Origin of the sequence: uncultured Psychrobacter sp., assembly GCF_947500265.1 — a bacterium.
Taxonomy (GTDB): domain Bacteria; phylum Pseudomonadota; class Gammaproteobacteria; order Pseudomonadales; family Moraxellaceae; genus Psychrobacter.
In genome coordinates this window covers 56,752-77,355 of record NZ_CANMRN010000012.1, presented here as the reverse complement: position 1 = coordinate 77,355, position 20,604 = coordinate 56,752, and the positions used below count along the sequence as shown (strand labels likewise).

At 43.8% G+C, this 20,604-nt stretch carries 18 protein-coding genes; 10 read left to right on the top strand and 8 right to left on the bottom strand.

The window, feature by feature from the left end; translation table 11 throughout:
• Complete coding sequence (locus Q0788_RS13520) at positions 1–300, top strand: hypothetical protein (RefSeq protein WP_057761845.1); 300 nt, start codon at positions 1–3, stop codon at positions 298–300.
• A 117-nt stretch (positions 301–417) separates the two neighbouring features.
• Here Q0788_RS13520 and Q0788_RS13515 read toward each other — a convergent pair whose 3' ends face one another.
• The 4 genes from Q0788_RS13515 to msrA all read right to left on the bottom strand — a co-directional run bounded on the left by Q0788_RS13515 (position 418) and on the right by msrA (position 4,247).
• The gene (locus Q0788_RS13515; RefSeq protein WP_298811542.1) at positions 418–1,878 is read right to left on the bottom strand and encodes a lytic murein transglycosylase; all 1,461 of its coding nucleotides are present in this window, start codon (positions 1,876–1,878) and stop codon (positions 418–420) included.
• A gap of 226 nt (positions 1,879–2,104) precedes the next feature.
• Positions 2,105–2,818 (bottom strand): DUF1499 domain-containing protein, encoded by a 714-nt coding sequence (locus Q0788_RS13510; protein WP_298811540.1) that lies wholly within the window; start codon positions 2,816–2,818, stop codon positions 2,105–2,107.
• 51 nt (positions 2,819–2,869) lie between these two features.
• The gene (gene tmpT, locus Q0788_RS13505) at positions 2,870–3,562 is read right to left on the bottom strand and encodes a thiopurine S-methyltransferase (RefSeq protein WP_298811538.1); all 693 of its coding nucleotides are present in this window, start codon (positions 3,560–3,562) and stop codon (positions 2,870–2,872) included.
• Between the two features lie 163 nt (positions 3,563–3,725).
• Positions 3,726–4,247: a peptide-methionine (S)-S-oxide reductase MsrA gene (gene msrA, locus Q0788_RS13500; protein ID WP_057761837.1), complete on the bottom strand. Its 522-nt coding sequence runs from the start codon at positions 4,245–4,247 to the stop codon at positions 3,726–3,728.
• Positions 4,248–4,507: 260 nt separating this feature from the next.
• On the opposite strand from msrA, the gene cmoA reads away from it, so the two are divergent.
• From cmoA to Q0788_RS13485, 3 genes are read left to right on the top strand one after another with little or no spacing between them, the layout of a single operon-like run.
• Positions 4,508–5,305, top strand: coding sequence for a carboxy-S-adenosyl-L-methionine synthase CmoA (cmoA, locus tag Q0788_RS13495; protein ID WP_298811537.1), 798 nt, complete (start codon positions 4,508–4,510; stop codon positions 5,303–5,305).
• Between the two features lie 50 nt (positions 5,306–5,355).
• Entirely contained in the window at positions 5,356–6,402 is a 1,047-nt protein-coding gene (gene cmoB, locus Q0788_RS13490; RefSeq protein ID WP_298811536.1) for a tRNA 5-methoxyuridine(34)/uridine 5-oxyacetic acid(34) synthase CmoB, read from the top strand.
• 34 nt (positions 6,403–6,436) lie between these two features.
• Positions 6,437–7,564 (top strand): DUF1176 domain-containing protein, encoded by a 1,128-nt coding sequence (locus tag Q0788_RS13485; RefSeq protein WP_298811534.1) that lies wholly within the window; start codon positions 6,437–6,439, stop codon positions 7,562–7,564.
• A 166-nt stretch (positions 7,565–7,730) separates the two neighbouring features.
• On the opposite strand, the gene Q0788_RS13480 is transcribed toward Q0788_RS13485, so the two are convergent.
• Positions 7,731–7,949 carry a DUF2788 domain-containing protein gene (locus Q0788_RS13480; RefSeq protein WP_057761830.1) on the bottom strand — a complete coding sequence of 73 codons (219 nt, stop codon included), beginning with the start codon at positions 7,947–7,949 and terminating at the stop codon, positions 7,731–7,733.
• Positions 7,950–8,327: 378 nt separating this feature from the next.
• On the opposite strand from Q0788_RS13480, the gene argS reads away from it, so the two are divergent.
• The 3 genes from argS (at position 8,328) to Q0788_RS13465 (ending at position 12,268) form a co-directional block, all read left to right on the top strand.
• Positions 8,328–10,157: an arginine--tRNA ligase gene (gene argS, locus Q0788_RS13475; RefSeq protein WP_298811531.1), complete on the top strand. Its 1,830-nt coding sequence runs from the start codon at positions 8,328–8,330 to the stop codon at positions 10,155–10,157.
• A gap of 87 nt (positions 10,158–10,244) precedes the next feature.
• Positions 10,245–11,048, top strand: coding sequence for an SPOR domain-containing protein (locus tag Q0788_RS13470; RefSeq protein ID WP_298811528.1), 804 nt, complete (start codon positions 10,245–10,247; stop codon positions 11,046–11,048).
• A 125-nt stretch (positions 11,049–11,173) separates the two neighbouring features.
• Entirely contained in the window at positions 11,174–12,268 is a 1,095-nt protein-coding gene (locus Q0788_RS13465; RefSeq protein WP_298811526.1) for a PTS transporter subunit IIC, read from the top strand.
• A 161-nt stretch (positions 12,269–12,429) separates the two neighbouring features.
• On the opposite strand, the gene Q0788_RS13460 is transcribed toward Q0788_RS13465, so the two are convergent.
• From Q0788_RS13460 to clpP, 3 genes are all read right to left on the bottom strand, one after another.
• Positions 12,430–13,416: an SDR family oxidoreductase gene (locus tag Q0788_RS13460; protein WP_298811524.1), complete on the bottom strand. Its 987-nt coding sequence runs from the start codon at positions 13,414–13,416 to the stop codon at positions 12,430–12,432.
• A 326-nt stretch (positions 13,417–13,742) separates the two neighbouring features.
• Complete coding sequence (clpX, locus tag Q0788_RS13455) at positions 13,743–15,017, bottom strand: ATP-dependent protease ATP-binding subunit ClpX (RefSeq protein ID WP_160023330.1); 1,275 nt, start codon at positions 15,015–15,017, stop codon at positions 13,743–13,745.
• Positions 15,018–15,203: 186 nt separating this feature from the next.
• Positions 15,204–15,830, bottom strand: a complete 627-nt coding sequence (clpP, locus tag Q0788_RS13450; RefSeq protein WP_197411852.1) for an ATP-dependent Clp endopeptidase proteolytic subunit ClpP — start codon at positions 15,828–15,830, stop codon at positions 15,204–15,206.
• Between the two features lie 925 nt (positions 15,831–16,755).
• Here clpP and Q0788_RS13445 point away from each other — a divergent pair.
• From Q0788_RS13445 to ureC, 3 genes are all read left to right on the top strand, one after another.
• The gene (locus tag Q0788_RS13445) at positions 16,756–17,784 is read left to right on the top strand and encodes an urease accessory protein UreD (protein ID WP_298811518.1); all 1,029 of its coding nucleotides are present in this window, start codon (positions 16,756–16,758) and stop codon (positions 17,782–17,784) included.
• Positions 17,785–17,902: 118 nt separating this feature from the next.
• Positions 17,903–18,205: an urease subunit gamma gene (gene ureA / locus Q0788_RS13440; protein ID WP_057761815.1), complete on the top strand. Its 303-nt coding sequence runs from the start codon at positions 17,903–17,905 to the stop codon at positions 18,203–18,205.
• A 56-nt stretch (positions 18,206–18,261) separates the two neighbouring features.
• Positions 18,262–20,451, top strand: coding sequence for an urease subunit alpha (gene ureC / locus Q0788_RS13435; RefSeq protein WP_298811516.1), 2,190 nt, complete (start codon positions 18,262–18,264; stop codon positions 20,449–20,451).
• The last annotated feature ends 153 nt before the right edge of the window (positions 20,452–20,604 follow it).

The following is a 20,604-nucleotide window of genomic DNA, read 5'->3' as shown; positions in this document are numbered from 1 at the left end:
ATGAGCAATGCTAAAAATGACGAACTAAAGAGAGAGATTGATGGTCTAGAAAAGTCTATGCATGATGCTGATCAGTTTCATACGTTAGAAGAGCAAGTAGCAGATATGAAACGTCGCGGTATAGATCCTAGCAAGGCCTACAAAGATTTAGACAGTAAAGCAGAAGATGAAGATTGGGGCGATGCGACTTGGAAAGAAAACGGTAAGTGGGAGCCAAAAACGGCTGCCGATTTAGACGATAAAGCTCGCGAAAATTGGAATGGTGACAATGGCCAGCCTAAGCCACCACCTATTGTTTAGATACGTATTTTGAGTCAATTAGATAAGTTCTATTGATACCTATCTATAAATAAAAAAGCCACGCTAACGATAGCGTGGCTTTTTTGATACGTCTAAATAGTATCACCTATCTTGCTACTATGAACCTTGGTCTATACGAACAAGCTTGATAGTGCCATCGGCATCAGTAACGCGGCGATAACGTGTATTGCTAGAAGTTGAGGAGCTCACTGATGGCTGAGATGAATAGCTACTAGGAGCAGTCGTTTGCTGCTGAATTAATTGTCCCATGCGATCGGCGGGTGCAGGATTCAGAGGTTTGCTGTTTGCAGGCTGCCCGTATTGAGTTTGACTCGGCGCTGCATTGCCAACGATGGCGCGATAGAATTTTTGACCTGCGCGTCCGTCAGCTGGGAAAATACCGCGACTAGTCTGATATTGCTGGATAGCGGTACGAGTATTGTCTCCGATGATGCCATCTACACCGCCAATGTCATAACCGGCATTTAGCAAAGCTTGCTGAATATCTTTGGCCTGCTGGCGGCTGATACCAGGATCGTCTGTCGGCCACGCAGTGATAAAGTCTGTTTTGCTGCTGTCTTCGCGAGTGATTAGATCTGATAAGTGTGCGATAGCCAGTGCGTAGTTTTCTGAGGCGTTATAAGAGTAGAAAGTGTCGAAATTTTTGCCCACCAAGAAAGCAGGGCCTTCTATACCAGCGGGTAACAATAAGCCTGCACTGCTCAAGTCATACGGTAACGGACTGCCATTAGCCAATGTCAGGCCTTGGTCGCGCCAGTGGCTTATTGACTTTTTGTCTTTACGATTAGAAGCAGCCCAGAACCCATCAGGTAGTTTGACTTCATAACCCCAAGGCTCACCAGTACGATAGCCGCGATTGTCCAAGAAGTTTGCGGTAGAGGCTAGTGCATCAGGGACGCTATTGACCAAATCACGGCGACCGTCACCATCGAAATCTACTGCCAATTCTAAAAAGGTGCTTGGCATAAACTGCGTCTGTCCAAAGGCACCTGCCCATGAGCCTGTCATATCGTTTGGTGCGATATCACCGTTCTGCACGATTTTTAGCGCATTGGCGTACTCACCTTGGAAGTAGCTCTGACGACGATCGAAACAAGACAATGTCGCTAAAGACTCAAATAATGGTTTTTTACCTAGTGTTTGACCAAAGTTTGATTCTACGCCCCAGACACCGAGCACATGCTCAGCTTTTACGCCATAACGCGATTCGATTTGACGTAGCGTCGATCCCCATTGACGCTTGGCTCGGATACCGTCCTCGACACGCTCTTTGTCTACCAATGCTGATAAGTAGTCCCAGACGTCTTTTTGAAACTCTGGTTGATAATTCAGTGACTGAATGACACTAGGATCAGGCTGGCTTGGGCGATATTTATTAAAGGTATAACCATCAACACCGCTAAACTTGCTAGAGTTTTTTAAATTGTCCAGACACTGCTGAAATTCGCTATTGGATAAATCAGGTGCTGGCGGCTGTGCGGCTTGAGCAGTGGTAGCAAGGCTGATGCCGACAGCAACACTAAGCAGCGAAAAAGTAGAGAAGGGAGTCAAACGCATGAAAATATCCTATAAACGTTAAAATAATTATCGAAAGGCAAAAAATGATATTAACGTAGAGTAACCAATCTAAACAGTAAAGAAAAGCTGTCGCAGTACCAAGGTTATAAATGGTTACGATAAATTGACGCTGCCGTGAGATTAGAAGAGGATTTCATAGAGCTGAAAATGCAAAGCGTTAAACAGTACTTTATCTCGAGGACTATCCTTAGGAGGTATAACCTGTTTATTCGGCTAGCACACTATCTAGTTCTTCTATAAAGCTATGAATACGCGCCGCATTTTTGCCCAAATCGCTCTGTCCAACTCGTGACTTACTACGAATATCAACCAAGCGCTCGCTATCGTTGTCAATCACACGAATGATCACATCATCTTTGAAACCAAACCAAGCAGTCGTCTCTGTTGCTTCGATGATGCCTTTATCGGCATCAACATTTACCAGCTCCCACCCTAAATTCTCAATGGCTTGGTTAGATGCCTCAACCAATTCAGGCTTTGACTGAGCATAGGTCAATGTCTGCAAATCAGGATAGGCAATACGTTGTTGTTCAGCCACTTCTGCACCTGCGTACGCTACGGGATTTGGTGCATCTGCACGTAGTGGAGCAGTCGCGACAAACTCAGGCGGATTCACCAAATCGGTAGAAATATCGTGAATAGGTGGTACATTTTTGGCCGTATTCATCATACCAAGTGGAAGGGCGATAGCAGTCGCAGAAAATATAACGGCTATTGCTGCGCTAGCTATGCTGACCGTTTTGCGTTTAAATATAACCTGAATCGCCAAGAGTACGAGTGCTGCGATACCAGCAACCAGTCCAAATTTAAATCCTGCAAAGGCAGTGCCTAACTCTACAACCCCAAATCTATAAAGCGGTGCTGGTAGTGCAACCAGCAAGAATGCGATTAAACTTATCATACTGACTAAAATTTTCATAAGAACGCTCCGTTATTTTTTAATAGCTGCTTAATCGCTGTGCTTAGCATTTTAGTTATTATTTAACAGCCAGACATGCTCTGTCACCGTCAACTCAGGTGTCGATCCTACAGAAGTAGGTTCGCTGGCGAGTTCGCTGATTTGATAATGCTGGCCGTAATACTGTTGTATTTGTTCATCGTCAATTGAAAAGGGTGGTCCATTCTTTTTACACTGATCGTAATTTAGCGTGAGTAGAAGGTATGGTGTTATTTTATTGTCAGTATCATTAACTTTACTGGTATCGTTACTAAGTTTCCGCACTTGCTCACTATATCTCATACGCATATCGGCAGGCAGGGCGATTAATGCCGCTTTATCATATACTGCATTAATAATACCAATATCTTTAGCGGTCAGTGCAAAGATATCAGCAACCCATAAAGTGATGGTTTGTCCCGACAACTGGCCTTGGTAGTATTTAATCGTTGGATTGTCTGCCTGTTGATAGACAGTAGGTTGGATGTTTTGCTCAGCAAAAAATGCTTGTACGGCTGTTTCGACCAACTCAACGCCCACTACGTCATAGCCTTGCGTCGCTAGCCAAACCATATCGATAGATTTACCACACAATGGAACGAAAATTCGGCTACCCGCAGTTAGATTGAGGCGGTTGAAATATTCAATCAGCAAGGAATTGACCGTAGATTGATTGAATCCAATGCGACCTTCTTGCCAACGTTTTTGCCAAAACTCAGGGTTCATGCTGCAATCCTCTATTTGCAAGTTTGTATATATAAGGTTCTAATCTTTATCTGATATATCTAAGGAATAAATAATAAAAAGCCAAACACCTATAGTATAAGTGTTTGGCTGGTATCTAACATTAGGCTAAGAAACTTTTTGAATAAATAATGTCTTATTCAATTTAGCTAACCATATATTTGCTAAATTCTTTACGCAGTTTGGCAAGCTTTGGCGGTATTGCAAAGTTGCAATAAGCCTGTCCTGGATTTCTGTTGAAGAAATCTTGATGTGAGTCTTCTGCTTGGTAGAATTCAACGGCAGGATGTACTTCCGTCACCACATTAACGCCCATATCGCGTAATTTATTAATGGTACGGTCAACGGTCGGTTTTTGACTGTCTTCGGTGTAAAAGACTACGCTGCGATACTGACTACCAACGTCATTGCCTTGACGATCCATCGTGGTGGGATCATGCGTGGCAAAAAAGACATCGAGTATTACTTCTAACGGGACGATAGACTCATCAAATTCGACTTTGATGACTTCGACATGGCCAGTTGTACCACTACAGACAGCTTCATAATTGGCAGAGACAGCATCGCCGCCCATGTAGCCTGAGACGACAGATTGCACACCTTTTACCGATAAAAATACAGACTCAGTGCACCAGAAGCAGCCGCCACCTAATACGATCGTTTGCATAATTTTTTCCTATTATTATAAATATGGGTTAAGCGCTATATTTGGTAGTGATGCTCTCGTTTTTCAATGCTTCTTTCAAACGCCTCATTACCCTTGGCACTATTTATTCAGCTTAGCAGGCAAGCCAAAGGCGATAAGTAACAAACAGTAATGTTATAATGGGCTTTTGCTATCTTACTTCTTTATCAACTGATAATGACAAGCGAAACTACCAAGCAAAATTCACCAAGTAATTCTTAATTTCAGTTCTATTCTAAAAAATGAGTCGTCCCATGAGTCAATCCCAGCCTGCTATCAAACATGACACCCTATTTGATAAACCGTTTACCACGCCGCTGGATAAGGCCGCACGCTTTTCATTTGATGAACAAGTGGTGGCTTGTTTCCCTGACATGATTCGCCGCAGCGTACCCGGTTATGGACAGGTATTAGCTATGCTGCCTATATTCGCCCGTCGTCATTGTAAGTATCGTCAGCAGAGCGATAGTGGTCAGCGCGTTAGTCGTGTTTATGACTTGGGCTGTTCATTGGGTGCAGCCAGTATGACGCTAGCTGGTGAGTTCGACCCACAAGACTTACAGATTAAAGCAATTGATATATCACCAGCGATGACGACCGAGGCGACCACGCTACTGAGTGAAAATTATCCTAAGCATGACATCGAAGTGATCACAGCAGATATCCGCGATATTGAGTTTGAGCCATGCGATATGGTGATCTTGAACTTGACGCTACAGTTTTTGCCAGCTGCTGATAGAGTCGCGGTATTAGAGAAAATTTATGCGGCATTAAGTGAAGGCGGCATATTGGTATTGACTGAAAAAACCCATGCGTTTGATGAGCAGTATGATGCGTGGTTGGTAGAGCGTTATTACGACTTCAAACGTGCCAATGGTTACACTGAAATGGAAATCAGTGGCAAACGTAATGCGTTAGAAAATGTGCTGATTACTGACACATTAGATGAGCATCATGCACGGTTGAGTAATGTTGGGTTTGCGCGTCATCTAACATGGTTTCAGTTTTTGAACTTTGTTTCTATTGTGGCGTTTAAATAATCCTTACTTTTAACACAGTTATTTCTTAATCAATACGGTAACCTGCTTTTATGCTCAACGAGACTATCATTAACGCCGAACGCGAACTATATCTAACCCTGCTAGAGCTGGCACAGCAGCAGCCAAGCGCTTATGAATGGCTCAAGCAATTACCAACATGGCTAGGTGATATAAAAGACAAAGCCAACTATGCGCACGCGCCTGCCTACCAAGCGTCAGTTGCTCGTTTGCCAAACTTAGCTGTCAGTAATGTCGATCTAAACAGCGATACATTGACGATTGAGGCAAATCTAAATGAGTCTCAGCGCAAGCAAACAACGGCACTATTAAAGCAGTTGATGCCATGGCGTAAAGGCCCATTTCAGATTGGTGGCCAAATCGGCGATGATGAGTCAGGTATTAAGATTGATACCGAGTGGCATAGTGATTGGAAATGGAAACGCGTTGCGCCGCATTTAAGTAGATTAGATGGTCGCCGCGTATTGGATGTGGGTGGTGGCTCTGGTTATCATGGCTGGCGCATGGCAGGGGCTGACGCGGATACGGTTATTATTATTGATCCGTCATGCTTGTTTTATCATCAGTTTATGGCGATACGTCATTTCGTTGGTGCCGCAGATGCTAGTGATACAGGCAGCTATCGGACGCATTATATCCCTGTACCGCTTGAAGCATTACCTGAGCATAGTCAGCTGTTCGATACTGTATTTAGCATGGGAGTGCTGTACCATCGCCAGTCACCGTTTGAGCATTTACAACAGCTTAAAGGACAGTTAGTCAAAGGTGGTGAGCTGGTACTTGAGACGTTAGTGATTGAAGGTGATGCCAATACTGTACTGGTACCGCACGATCGCTATGCGCAGATGAATAACGTCTATTTCTTGCCATCGGTGGCGGCATTAATTGGCTGGTTAGAGAAAGCAGGGTTTTCAGATGTGCGCTGCGTCGATGTGGCAGTCACCTCGACTGAAGAACAACGACAAACCGAATGGATGACTTATCATTCGTTAGCAGATTTCTTGGATCCTAATGACTCCACTAAGACCGTCGAAGGATATCCTGCTCCCATGCGTGCGACTTTGATTGCCAAAAAATAGCATTGATGGTGGTAGCTAACATAAGGAAAGCACTATGAAGACATCAAAGACTTTGATTGTAGCTACTATCAGCTTGCTATCGCTACCTGCTATGGCAGGTTATGGAACTGTATCCGAAGGCTGGGGCTTTGTACAAGACGACTGGCAAGTGGTTTGTGATAATACGCGCACTTGTCGAGCTGCTGGATATGCCAGTGAATCGCTGATAGATGAGCCTGCTTCAATATTGTTCACAGCGTTGCCAAAAGTAGCTCTGCCAAAAACGCAAATTCAGTTTGTCTCAGAAGCACCGCTAGATGATCTTAAGCATGCTGAGCTTTGGCTGAATAATAAAAAATATGGACTGCTGCAAGCCAACAAAGAAGACAGTCTATTATACGACTTATCAGCCAAGCAGACGCAGACCCTGCTTGATCATGCTCGTATAGTGACTAAGATAGCGATTAGAGCGGGCGACAATCAATGGCAGATCAGCGATAAAGGCATGTCAGCCGTATTGCTTAAACTAGACGATGTACAAGGTCGAGTAGGGACGCCGATAGCATTGGTCAGTAAGAATAATCCAAATCGGCAACGTCCTAAAGCAGCCTTGCCAAAACCAATCATTCAAAAAGCATTTGCGTATTCAGCAAAAGACAACAAAACACTTGCTCCATCAAAGTTGGCGTATTTTCAGAAAAATATTGATAACTGGATCGATATTGATGCCGAGCAGCTTATAGGGTCCAAGGACGCGATGGGCGACTGTGAGCTGATTAACCCAAAAACTGAAACATATCAGCGAATGTCAGAGTATGGCTCTACGATGCTTGATTGGGACTTTATACCGGTTGATGATCGCTATACGTTAGCCACTCATAGTTGCTGGCTAGGTGCTTACAATTCTAGTAATGGCTATTGGCTCATTGATAATGCAAAACCTAGCAAACCTACGCTTATCACGACAGCAGGAAATGATTATTTTGATGGCGAGATTTCGGCCACTCATAAAGATCGAGGTATCGGTGACTGTTGGAATCGTACTGCATGGACGTGGAACGGTGAAACGTTTGCTAAGAGCGAAGAGTCTAGTACGGGCATGTGCCGAGGTTTTGCTGGTGGAGCGTGGGACCTACCAACTTATGTGAGTCAGGTTATAGAGAATAATGCTAAGGCTCAGTAGCTTTTTTGATTTAAAAGGTTTTGATTTAAGAAGCCTTGATTTAAAAGGCCTTGATTTAAATGACTGGCACCTTATCAAGCGCAGCAGTCATAGGCTGTATATTACATTTTTAGTTTTGCTACTTATGTCCTAAGCGATATCAAAGAATAGTGATGAAAATGGCTAATTAGATTAACCATTTTTTGAAAGCGACTTCCATGACTATTTTAAGGATAAAACCAACAGAACCTGCGCCTAGGGCTAAAAATATCCAAAAAGTACCAGCGCGTCCAGCATCAGACTTTTTAGAGATATCCCACATAATAAAAAACAAGAAAGCGATGAATATCGGCAACAAGACGTACAGTCCCCAACTGGTGACAGTACTGGCGGCAATAGCAAACATGGCGTAATCCTATAATAGAGTAGTAACGCGTCTTCTATATTTTAGAAGAGCCGTACAAACCATTATTATAACGTGGAAGCAGTCAGGTATAAACGACTGCCCAGTATTGAGCAACAGTAACGCTACAATTCACGTTATGAGTTATTTATCAGTTTTGCATCATTGATATTAGTTAGCCCAAATCCTGATAACGGTAAGATTTTAGTGCTAATTTTGGCGCAAATGGTGCAATAAAGCGCAAAGATTGTTATATTTACAGGTTACTTATCTTTTTACATTATTCTATCCCTGCAATGTCGGTCGCTATTATAATAAGCAGTTATCGATTGCTCGCATTCGCACCGTTTTTGTTGTTTATTTAATTGAGTTCAAATTCCTATGTCACAAGCCCAAATTGATACGCTTGCATCCCTATTTAACGATGCAATTCAAACCCTACAAGCAGATGGTACGCTACCAAGCGATTGGCAAAACAACAGTCAAATCACCCGTACAAAAGATTTAAGTCACGGTGATTTTGCCAGTAATATCGCGCTAACGGCAGCGAAAGCAGCTAAAGCCAATCCGCGTCAACTTGCTGAAAAAATCGTCAGCGCATTGCCTGACAATCAAGATATTCGCCAAGTAGAAATCGCAGGACCAGGGTTTATCAACGTATTCTTAAACTCGGAAGCTAAGTTTTCTGTATTGGACGATATTTTTACGCTGCAAGATCGCTTTGGCTTGAGCAATCAGTTTGACGGTCAAAAAGTCCAAGTTGAATTCGTCTCTGCCAACCCAACGTCAAGTCTGCATGTCGGTCACGGTCGCGGTGCTGCATTTGGCATGAGTGTTGCTAACCTGTTAGAAGCTATTGGTTATGACGTCACACGTGAATATTATGTCAATGACGCTGGTCGTCAAATGGACATCTTAGCCACCAGTACGTATCTGCGTTATCTACAGCTAAATGGTGAAGAGATAACTTTCCCAGTCAACGCCTATCAAGGTGATTATGTTAGTGACATCGCCCAAACGCTAAAAACACAGCATGGCGATAGCTACGTACATAGTTTTGCAGACGTTGCCAAAGATGTGCCAGAAGATGCTCAGTTTGAGATTAATACTGATGGCGAAAAAACCGTCATCTCAGGTGATAAAGAAGCGCATATTGATGGCTTGATTGCCAATAGTAAGTCTCTGTTAGGTGATAGCTACGCGCTATTTTTAAACGCGGCATTGAGCAGTATTTTGGCGGATATCAAAGACGACTTAAACGACTTTGGTGTGAGCTACGAGTGCTGGTTTAGCGAAAGATCTATCGATAGCGAGATTGAGCCTGTTCTACAGATACTAGATGACAAAGGCTACCTATACGAAAAAGACGGCAACATCTGGTTTAAATCGACCGATTTCGGCGATGAGAAAGACCGTGTTGTACGCCGTGCTAATGGTCAGTCGACGTATTTTGCTTCTGACATCGCTTATCATAAAAACAAGTTCGATCGCGGCTTTGATAAAGTCATTAACGTTTGGGGCGCAGACCACCATGGTTATGTCCCACGCGTAAAAGCTGCTCTACTAGCTCTTGGTATCGATGCCGAACGCCTTGACGTGGTGCTTGTACAGTTTGTCGCGTTATGGCGCGGTAGTGAAAAGGTACAAATGTCTTCGCGTTCTGGTCAGTTTGTGACCTTGCGTGAGCTACGTGCAGAAGTCGGTAACGATGCTGCACGATTCTACTATGTCGCGCGTAAGCCTGAAGTGCATGTTGATTTTGACTTAGAACTTGCCAAATCACAAAGTAAAGACAATCAAGTGTATTATATTCAGTATGCTCATGCGCGCGTTTGCCGCGTGTTAGAAAAACTGGCAACTTACGATTTGACTGTAGATGATGCTGTTGGTCTGGCACATCAAGACTTGCTAAGTGCACCAAATGAAGACGAGCTGATTAAACTGTTAGCAGGCTATCCAGCGACGTTACTTCGCGCAGCGACTGGTTATGAGCCGCACGTCTTGACCAACTACCTAAAAGAGCTAGCGGCATTGTTCCATGGTTGGTATGACACCAATCGTATCTTGCCTATGAGCTTGACATCAGGTGAAACGCCAAGTCAAGATGAGCTAGACTTAATGCAAGCACGTTTACGTCTGTCAAAAGCCGTTAGACAGGTATTGGCAAATGGGCTTAGTCTGCTAGGCTTGTCTGCACCGTCTAGCATGTAGTGCTTTTCTAATATGTGACATGAGTATAGACAGCTGATAGCATTAATTCGATGATGATAGTTAAATCCAGTAGGGAGAACGAGATCCATGCTAGCCAAAAAACCTAAAGGCGCGACAGAAAAGCGCAAATCAAGTAGCGTATCAGGCTTATTGTGGATGTTTGTTGGGGCCATATTGACCCTTATGATCGGGGTGTTTATCTACCTCTCACCATTATTCAATTTCAGTCCCGCTGATGGTAGTGCTGACAATGATCCTGATCGCCAAGTACAGCCACGTGTGGATACTGATACCGACAATGGCGATTATGAGTTCTACGATATTTTACCTAATCAAGAGATGGCAACCATCCCTGATGAAGATATCGCTGATATTGATAATGATCAAATAGGTGATATCGGTGCGTTTGAACCAGACGTCGTTGTGACTCAACCAGAGAGCGATGCAGGCAGTACAGAAACGGGCAGCTTCGGTGGTTCGGAAAATGCGACTGTCGAACCTGCTGGTAGTAATAATGCTGGGTCGAGTGAGGATATCGTTGTCGTTGAAGAAGATGCAACCTATGATGGTACGCCGCCTGCTACTAGCAACGCTGCAACCCGTAACAACAATGCAGCAGCAGGTACGGCAAGCATCCAAGCTGCCAAACCTGCAGCGACCTACATCTTGCAGATTAATAGCTTTAGTGATGCAGATGAAGCGGATCGTCGCCGTGCGCAAGTACTGATGGCGGGTGTCGATGCTCGCGTGGTCAAAAACACGACGGGTAATGGCTTGCCAATTTATCAAGTCATCTCACGTCCTTTGAATAACCGTCAAGCAGTAACGACAGCACAGCAGCGCCTACAAAATAACGGTATAGACTCTATTATCGTTGAGCAGCGTCGCTAGGTTCAGTCGTTTACAGTTATTGTATTTATTAAAAAAGCGTCGTAATGACGCTTTTTTTATCTCTTTATTTTATCAAAAGCTTTCTAGCTGTTTTATCCTATTAAACGTCCATTAAGAGTATGGTTATGACGGTATCTAACTCAGTAACACCGCAAGCAGGCATTATTAAAGCGTTCTTTCAAAAATACTTTATCGATGCTTTTACTGGTATGGCTCTCGGGCTATTTGTCACGTTGATCGCAGGTCTAATTATCTCGCAAATCGGTGGCTGGTTAGATTTGTCAGCATTGGTCGCAGTCGGAAAGCTTGCCTCGATATTAATGGGTGCTGGTATCGGGGTAGGTATCGCTTACTATCTCAAAGCGCCAACGCTAGTGATGCTTAGCTGCCTCGTAGCGGGTATGCTCGGTGCTCATTCCGAAGCACTAATGGCAGGAACACTCTTTACGCCGCAAGTGGGTGGGCCCGCAACTTTTGTAGCATTACCGGGTAATCCAATCGGTGCTTATTTGACCTCTGTGTTTGCTTATCGTGCTGGCACTTGGGTCGCTGGTAAAACGAAGCTTGATATTTTATTGGTGCCCTTAATTGTATGCGGTATTGCTCTTTTAGTTTGCGCCTTGCTCAATCCGCCTATCGTAGCGGGGGTCGCAGCTATTGGTCAGGGTATTCATGCCGCTACCGAATTACAGCCTCTTCTAATGGGTATCGTTATCGCTGTGGTGGTTGGTATTTTATTGACCCTTCCAACGTCGAGTGCAGCCATTTGTATTGCCATCGGGCTTGGTGGATTGGCTGGTGGGGCAGCAGTGGTAGGCTGTGCAGCGCATATGATTGGCTTTGCTGTCGCAAGTTTTAAAGACAATGGCGTTAGTGGTGTCATCTCTCAGGGCTTGGGTACCAGTATGCTGCAAATCCCTAACGTGCTTAAAAAGCCCATCGTTTTACTGCCTGCTGTCATTGCTAGTGCTATCGTTGGGCCTATCGCAACCGTTGGTTTTGGATTAGCTTGCACCGCGACAGGTGCGGGTATGGGTACTGCTGGTTTGGTCGGTGTGTTTGGGGTGATTGAAGCGTCACAAGAGATTATGAGCACTGGTCAATTATGGGCAGCGATTATTCTATTGATGTTTGTATTGCCTGCGGTGATTGCAGGGTTAGTGGCTTATATTATGCGCCGTCTGGGCTGGTTAGTCGCTGGTGATATGAAGCTTCCTTAATCTTTGAAGTATTGAGTTAAAATATCATCAACAATCTCCAAACTCAGTCTTATCCTTAATCAGTAATAACAACGCTTAAAAGAGCCCAGCTACGACTATAGCTGGGCTTTTTACATATAAATTTATCAATTTCCCATGAAGTAGGGAGTGTTTATAAAATATTATTCGACTGTCTTTAACTTCTTATGACGACGTGGTTTTAGTTTGCGGGACAGTTGATGGAAGTCGTTCAGCACTTGGCTATAATGTGAAGGAAATACACGTTGGATGGCATCAATCATCTTGGCATCGTTACCAATCAGGCAGCGCTGCTGATTAGTCGCTGCGGCATGTAGGATAATCCAAGCCGCTTCATCGGCATCGAATTTTAAAAACTTATTAAAACTTCTGATGGCTTTGGGCCCAGTACTCATGCCAATATCATGGATGCTCTCATTGCCGCGCGCGCTGTTGGCAATATTGGTTTTGATCCCGCCCGGATGGATACAAGTCGCTGATACCCCGCAGTTCTGAATATTTAGCTCTTGGCGTAAGCTCTCTGTGAAGCCGCGTACGGCAAATTTACTAGAGTTATAGGCTGACTGTGATGGCTGAGCGGTCAAACCAAATAGACTTGAGATATTGATAATATGTCCATGTTCGCCAAACTGGCTCTGTTTAACGCTGTTTTTGATTAACGGTAAAAACGCTTTAGTGCCGTAAACCACGCCCCAAAAATTAATATTCATTACCCATTCAAGCTCACTAATACTACTGCCTTCGACAGTAGAGTAGAGCGCGACACCTGCATTATTAAAGATGAAATTTACTTTGCCATGATCGCTCATGACACTATCAGCCCACGATTCTACAGCTTTATTGTCTGACACATCGAGTACGGTCATAGTGACGTTGACATTATAATTGGCAAGTAACTGTTTGGTCGCTGCCAGCTGTTCAGGATTGATGTCCGATAGTGCAACATGACAGCCCATTTTCGCTAAGTGAATGGCCAACTCACGTCCCATACCAGAGCCTGCGCCCGTAACGGCAGCGACATGGTTGCGATAGTAGGATTCAACGTCCGAGTCATCCAATGAAGCATAGTTAGAAGAAAACGGTAAATGTTGGCGCAATGAAGTCGCCATAGCGGTCACATGGTTGAGCATAGTAAACAATCCTTTGTCTTATTAATCATATGGGTTGTACGGGCTATATCTTGCGGTATATAGAAATAAAGTATAAAGGTCAAAATAGTCTATCTACATTAGCATGGTTTGCACTGACGTTTACTCGAGATTGATAAACGCTGCTGTCATTTCAGAGTAGACGTAATGAATGTCGCCAATTTTCAATAGACGAGTTATCTAGTAGGCAAGCTATCTAACAAACAAATTGGTTAAATAATAGGCATAAAAAAAGCGCCTGAGCTAATTTAGCCAGACGCTTTTTAGTAGTCCGTTAATGATAACGGACTGTTTATATTAATTATAAATTAAGCAATTTTAGGTACTTTACCTTCATTGATAACGTCCGCATCAACCATTACAGTTTTAGCATTTTCCATAGAAGGTAGCTCATACATAGTCTCAAGCAGGGCGTTTTCTACAATTGAACGTAGACCACGAGCACCTGTCTTGCGCTCCATTGCTTTTTTGGCGATGGCATCTAGGGCTTCTTGAGTAAAGCTAATTTCAGCACCTTCCATGTCAAACAAGTACTTGTACTGTTTTACCAGTGCGTTCTTAGGTTCCGTCAAGATTTGTACCAGTGCTTCTTCATCAAGCTCTTTTAGCGCTGCAAGTACAGGTAGACGACCGATCAGCTCAGGAATCAGACCAAACTTGATCAAATCTTCTGGCTCGACTTCTTGTAGCAAGTCTGAGCTGCGACGGCTGTCGTCTTTTGAGCTGACATCAGCGTTAAAGCCGATACCGCCTTTTTCGGTACGTTGCTGAATGACTTTATCAAGTCCAGCAAACGCGCCGCCAACGATGATTAGGATGTTGCTGGTATCAACTTGGATCAGCTCTTGCTGCGGGTGCTTACGACCACCGTGCGGCGGGATAGCAGCCACAGTACCTTCGATTAGCTTTAGCAACGCTTGCTGTACGCCTTCACCTGATACATCACGGGTGATAGATGGATTGTCACCTTTTTTACTGATTTTGTCGATTTCATCAATATAGATGATACCTTGCTCAGCTTTGGCTACATCATAGTCAGAAGCCTGAAGTAGCTTTTGTACGATGTTTTCAACGTCTTCACCAACATAACCAGCTTCGGTCAACGTTGTAGCATCAGCCATCGCAAAAGGCACATCTAGCAGACGAGCCAAGGTTTGCGCAAGTAATGTCTTACCAGAACCAGTTGGACCGATTAGCAAGATATTACTCTTAGCCAATTCTACCATTGCATCGTCAGCGCCGATCTTGGCTTTTTTGCTGTCGTTAGCTAGCGTTTGGCTAACTTTTAGACGTTTGTAATGGTTATAGACGGCAACAGCCAATGCTTTTTTGGCAGCGTCCTGACCGATGACATATTCATCAAGCTTGGCACGCAGCTCTTTTGGCGTTGGTAGTTTTTTATTGACCCAAGAAGTATCTACTTCGCTATCATCATCACCGTGCTCTGCGCTGTCTGCGATTAAGTCAGTACATAGCTCGATACATTCATTGCAGATATTGGCATCGTCAGCAGCAATCAGTTGCTGTACATCGCTTTTGGCTTTACCGCAAAACGAACATTGCGGGGTATTATCTTCTGCCATAAAAGGCGCTCCTAAAATTTAAAACTGGTTAGTTTATTTGTAGTAGATCGATTATCGTATTCATTCAATGGTCATACCCTCTAATAGTCGGGCATGACATTGATAACGGTTTATCGTACGGCAAATAAACTATAAAAGGTCTTATGATTGCACTCTAAATGAAGAGGCATCACATTAATGCTTAGATTACAAAGACTCAGGGCGACGCTCTAATACTTCGTCAACCAAACCATACTCTTTGGCTTCTTGAGCATCTAACCAATAATCACGCTCAACGTCTTTTTCGATTTTTTCTACTGGCTGACCAGTGCGCTCAGCTAAGATACTATTTAGACGTGCACGAGTTTTAAGGATTTCACGAGCGTTAATTTCGATATCAGTTGCTTGACCCTGCGCGCCGCCTGAAGGCTGGTGAATCATGACACGAGCATTAGCAAGTGAATAGCGCTTGCCTTTTTGACCAGCGGCTAATAGGAATGAACCCATGCTATAAGCACCGCCCATACAGATAGTAGATACTTCAGGTTTGATGAAGTTCATGGTATCAAAAATAGCCAAGCCAGCGCTTACTGAGCCGCCTGGTGAGTTGATATACAAATGGATATCTTTGTCAGGGTTTTCAGCTTCTAAGAATAGTAACTGGGCAACGATAAGGTTAGCCATGTTGTCTTCGACCTGACCGGTCAAAAAGATAACGCGCTCACGTAATAGGCGTGAAAAAATATCAAACGAGCGTTCACCGCGTGAGGACTGTTCAACCACCATAGGTACTAAAGCCGCTTGTGTGGTCTGTACTTCTTTGTGCGCACTCATCAGCATATCAAAATGCGGGTTGGCAGTGATGCGATCATAATCTGTCATAGAAAAGTCCTATCGATAAATGTATAAAATAAAAATGGATTGAATGATTTTATTGTCTAGTAGTTTTTGACTAATGGGTTGTTTATAAGGGGGCTGCGCTCACTATTCAAGCCTATAAAACTGGTTTGTGCATAAAATAGCTGAAAAAGTGACTCTCCGATATTGCTAGGACTCATTGCTTATATTGAAACTTATACTAAAAATGCGTCTAGAAGTAGATAAATACTATCTTATCTATTATCAAGTCGTACAGATATTGATAGTACCTGTATCTACAGTGTCTATATCGATACAAAGAGCGTAAATCATGTTTGACCTGACTTTTTAACATAGAATACCTGATTAATAGCCCTACAATCTACCTATCTTACTGACTGAGCCTGCAAATAGTTATGCGTTTAGTATTTTTGCTTATCTAATATCCTCTGAGGATATTGCGCTAACAATAGCGCTAAAAAATGCACTGTTATGGACAAAATGTACTGTTTTGGTGCAAATATCTGCTAATTTTATAAATGACTGAGGCTCAAAAAACGTTTAGAAAATAGCTAGAAATATAGTGTTGTTTTTATCATTTAAGTTAAATAGAAAAAAGCACAGACAAATCAAAGTTTTGAGCCGGTAAGGTTGTCTATTTGATTATCTGCTATTGAGAGTTGGCATAATGCTTGTATCAATAAAAACATTGACGCTTTGATTTATCATGGTGCGCTGTGCACAATAAATGGTGTACGCTGTATTTCTCCGTTATTATGCTGATATTACTGTCGCTAATGAACGGTAGTTAACGATTGGCAATAGAGTTTTTAACGGATAGCAGATGATAGCTGCCATACAAAATACTGAAACATATTTAATTGGTAAATGAGTATATAAAATGAGTTGGGCCTCTTCTTTAGCATTAAGCTTTGACACTGTTAGCAGTACAAGTACGGCCAAAGAGGGTACGGCTGATAACTCAAAAACGCGGCTTTATCATCGTAAGCATACGGGTGCCTTGATGGTACAGCGTGCTCTGTATCCTGAGCCAAGCGTACAGCAGGGTATTTGTCACATACTGATGTTATACCCGCCAGCAGGTATCGCAGGCGGTGATACGCTGACCATAGACCTAAACTTAGATAGTGGTAGCCATACTGTTATCACCACACCAGGGGCAGGTAAATGGTACGGCAAGGACAGTGTCAGTCAAAAACATAAATCTTCTTTAGGCAGCGACGTTGCTCATCAAAGTATGGGTCAAAATGAAATAGCTGCCTATGCAAGCCAACATGTACAGGCCAAACTCGCAGTACATACCCGTTTAGAATGGCTGCCGCAAGAGAGTATCATTTATAACGAAGCCAATATGCATGCAGTGAGTCGCTTCGATTTGACAGATTCATCTAGTCTACTAACATGGGAGATTAGCGTATTTGGGCGACAAGCTTACGACGAGCAGTTTTTGCAAGGGCGTTATCATACTGGATTGAATATCTACCGAGATGGCAAGGTTATCGTTGCTGAGCGAGTGGCGCAGGCAGCACAAAGTCGCTGGTTTACCTCAAATTTAGGATTAGCGAACCAGCATATTTATGGATCGTTTTGGGCAGTACCAAGCTTAAGCGATGTCCATGACAATCTTGCACTCTCCGCGTCACAGACTATGCAATCGACCGAAACAGCCCAAGCAACTATCAAGCAATCATTGACCCGCTATCTAGATAATACTGTCGTAGCATTACGTCAAGTCATTGCTCAAGCACAACTGCCTGTCTACTGCACTCATAATTGCCAAGCGATCAATATCCGCTACATCGGCTCAGATGTACGTGGTTGTTTTGAAGCGTTTTATCAGCTGAGAGAAGTCTTGCGAGATCATTGGTGGCAACTTGAGCCTTGTCGTCCACGTATTTGGGACACCTAATACGACCGCTTTTAATAATGAAACTAAGATATATTGCGACTATTTTTAATCGATATCAAATGCTTTGAAAACCTCTAACCTGCTATAAATATAATGATAAGTACAATAAGGAATTGTCATGCACCTGACCCCAACAGAAAAAGACAAACTCATGCTATTTACGGCTGGTATGGTGGCTGAGCGTCGCAAAAATCGCGGTGTCAAACTCAATTATCCCGAAGCCATCGCTTATATCAGTATGCTGCTGATGGAAGGCGCACGAGATGGTAAAAGAGTTGCTGAATTGATGAGTGAAGGTGCTACGTATTTGTCTGCTGATGATGTCATGGAAGGTGTCGCAGAGATGGTAGATGAAGTGCAAATCGAGGCGACCTTTCCTGATGGCACCAAACTGGTCACAGTACATAATCCCATCGTGTAACGCTGTATACCATTGTTATAGCACTGAAATGCTCACTATAGAATAAGGCGGCTACCATGCAAGCAGGCGAATACCATATCCAAGATGGCGATATTATCTTAAACCAAGGGCGACAGGTACAGACCATCAGTGTCAGTAATACTGGTGATAGACCTATCCAAATCGGCTCGCATTATCACTTTTATGAAGTCAATGATGCCTTGAGTTTTGACAGAGAGCAAACTCGGGGGTTTCGTCTCAATATTATCTCTGGCACCGCCGTACGTTTTGAGCCGGGCCAATCGCGGGAAGTCGAATTGGTAGCATACGCTGGTAAGCAAGATGTATATGGTTTTGCTGGGCGTGTCATGGGCGCCGCTCATCCCGACGAAACATCAGAGAGAGCCACTGATAAAAAGGCAACTGCTACTTCGCAAAAACGAGTCAGTCGTCGCATTTATGCTGAGCATTTTGGCCCTAACACAGGTGACAAAGTCCGTCTTGCCGATACCGAGCTTTGGCTACAGGTTGAAGCGGATTTAACCAGTCATAAAGATACAGCTGTTGACCAAGCGGATACGTCGCAAAGTGGTGAAAGCAGCAGCAAGCCTATTGAAATTAAAGGTGAAGAAGTCAAATTTGGTGGTGGTAAAGTCATCCGTGATGGCATGGGTCAAGGACAATTACTGGGCGCAGAAGTTGCCGATACAGTTATTACCAATGCATTGGTCGTTGACTATACAGGCATCTATAAAGCGGATATCGGTATCAAAGATGGTCGTATCAGTGCCATTGGCAAAGCGGGCAATCCTGATATCCAGCCCGCCATCGATATTCCTATTGGCGGAGCTACCGAAATTATCTCTGGCGAAGGCAAAATCCTGACAGCAGGTGGCGTCGATAGTCATATCCACTTTATCGCGCCTCAGCAATGCGAGACGGCGCTTATGTCAGGGGTAACGACGATGCTAGGCGGCGGTACAGGGCCAGCTCAAGGTACGCTTGCCACTACCTGTACACCGGGGGCGTATCATATTGCCTCGATGCTAAAGTCTACTGATAGTATCCCTATGAATATTGGACTACTGGGTAAAGGTAATGTGAGTGTACCAGAACCTATTGCTGAACAAATAGAAGCAGGTGCCGTAGGGCTAAAACTACATGAAGATTGGGGTACAACGCCGCAAGCCATCGATAATTGCTTGAGTGTCGCTGACGACTATGATGTGCAAGTGGCCATTCATACCGATACTTTAAATGAAAGTGGCTATCTCGAAAGTACGCTCGCTGCTTTTAAAAACCGCTGTATTCATACTTTTCATACTGAAGGGGCAGGCGGTGGCCATGCGCCCGATATTCTAAAGGCTATTGGCGAGTCGCATGTGCTGCCATCTTCAACCAACCCAACTCGACCATACACCGTCAATACCATTGATGAGCATCTCGATATGCTGATGGTTTGTCATCACCTGAGTCCTGCTATTGCTGAAGACGTGGCCTTTGCTGAGAGCCGTATTCGTCAGGAAACCATCGCCGCAGAAGATATCTTGCATGATTTGGGCGCAATCTCGATGATGAGTAGTGATTCACAAGCGATGGGGCGGGTGGGTGAAGTAGTCATCCGTACATGGCAAACCGCGCACAAAATGAAAGTTCAACGTGGCCATCTAGCACCAGATGCAACGGCTATCATTGAAGATGAGCAACAGTACATCACTTTGACAGACTATGACCAAAGCGCGGACAACGATAACTTCCGTATCAAACGTTATATCGCAAAATATACAATAAACCCTGCGATTACTCACGGTATCAGCGATATGGTTGGCTCCATCGAAGTGGGAAAATGGGCAGATATGGTGCTATGGTCGCCCAAGTTTTTTGGGGTAAAACCTGAGTGCGTTATAAAAGGCGGACTCATCGCTGCGGTGCCAATGGGCGATATCAATGCCTCTATTCCCACCCCTCAGCCTGTGCATTATCGTCCTATGTTTGCTACATATCCAAAATCGGTTGCTCAGACCAGCATTACCTTTATGTCGCAAGCGGCGATCGACAAACAAGTAGATAAGCAGCTTGGGCTGACCAAAGTTATTCAGCCAGTACACGGCATCCGTAAAATTCGTAAAAGTGATATGCGCTTTAACAGCTATTGTCCAGATATGGATATCAATCCTGAGACCTATGAAGTACGCGCTGATGGTAAGACACTCACCTGTGAGCCAGCTGATGTACTACCCATGGCACAGCGTTACTTTTTATTTTAGAGCTTATGATGCACGTTTATAGGATCTCTAGGACAGACAGGGAGCCATAAACCATGTATGCCAATAGTCAGTTGGTTTCTTGAGTGAGATCGCGTCTTTATTCCCAACACTTTTACCATCAATACTATTGACCAATAGTTTGAGCAACAATAG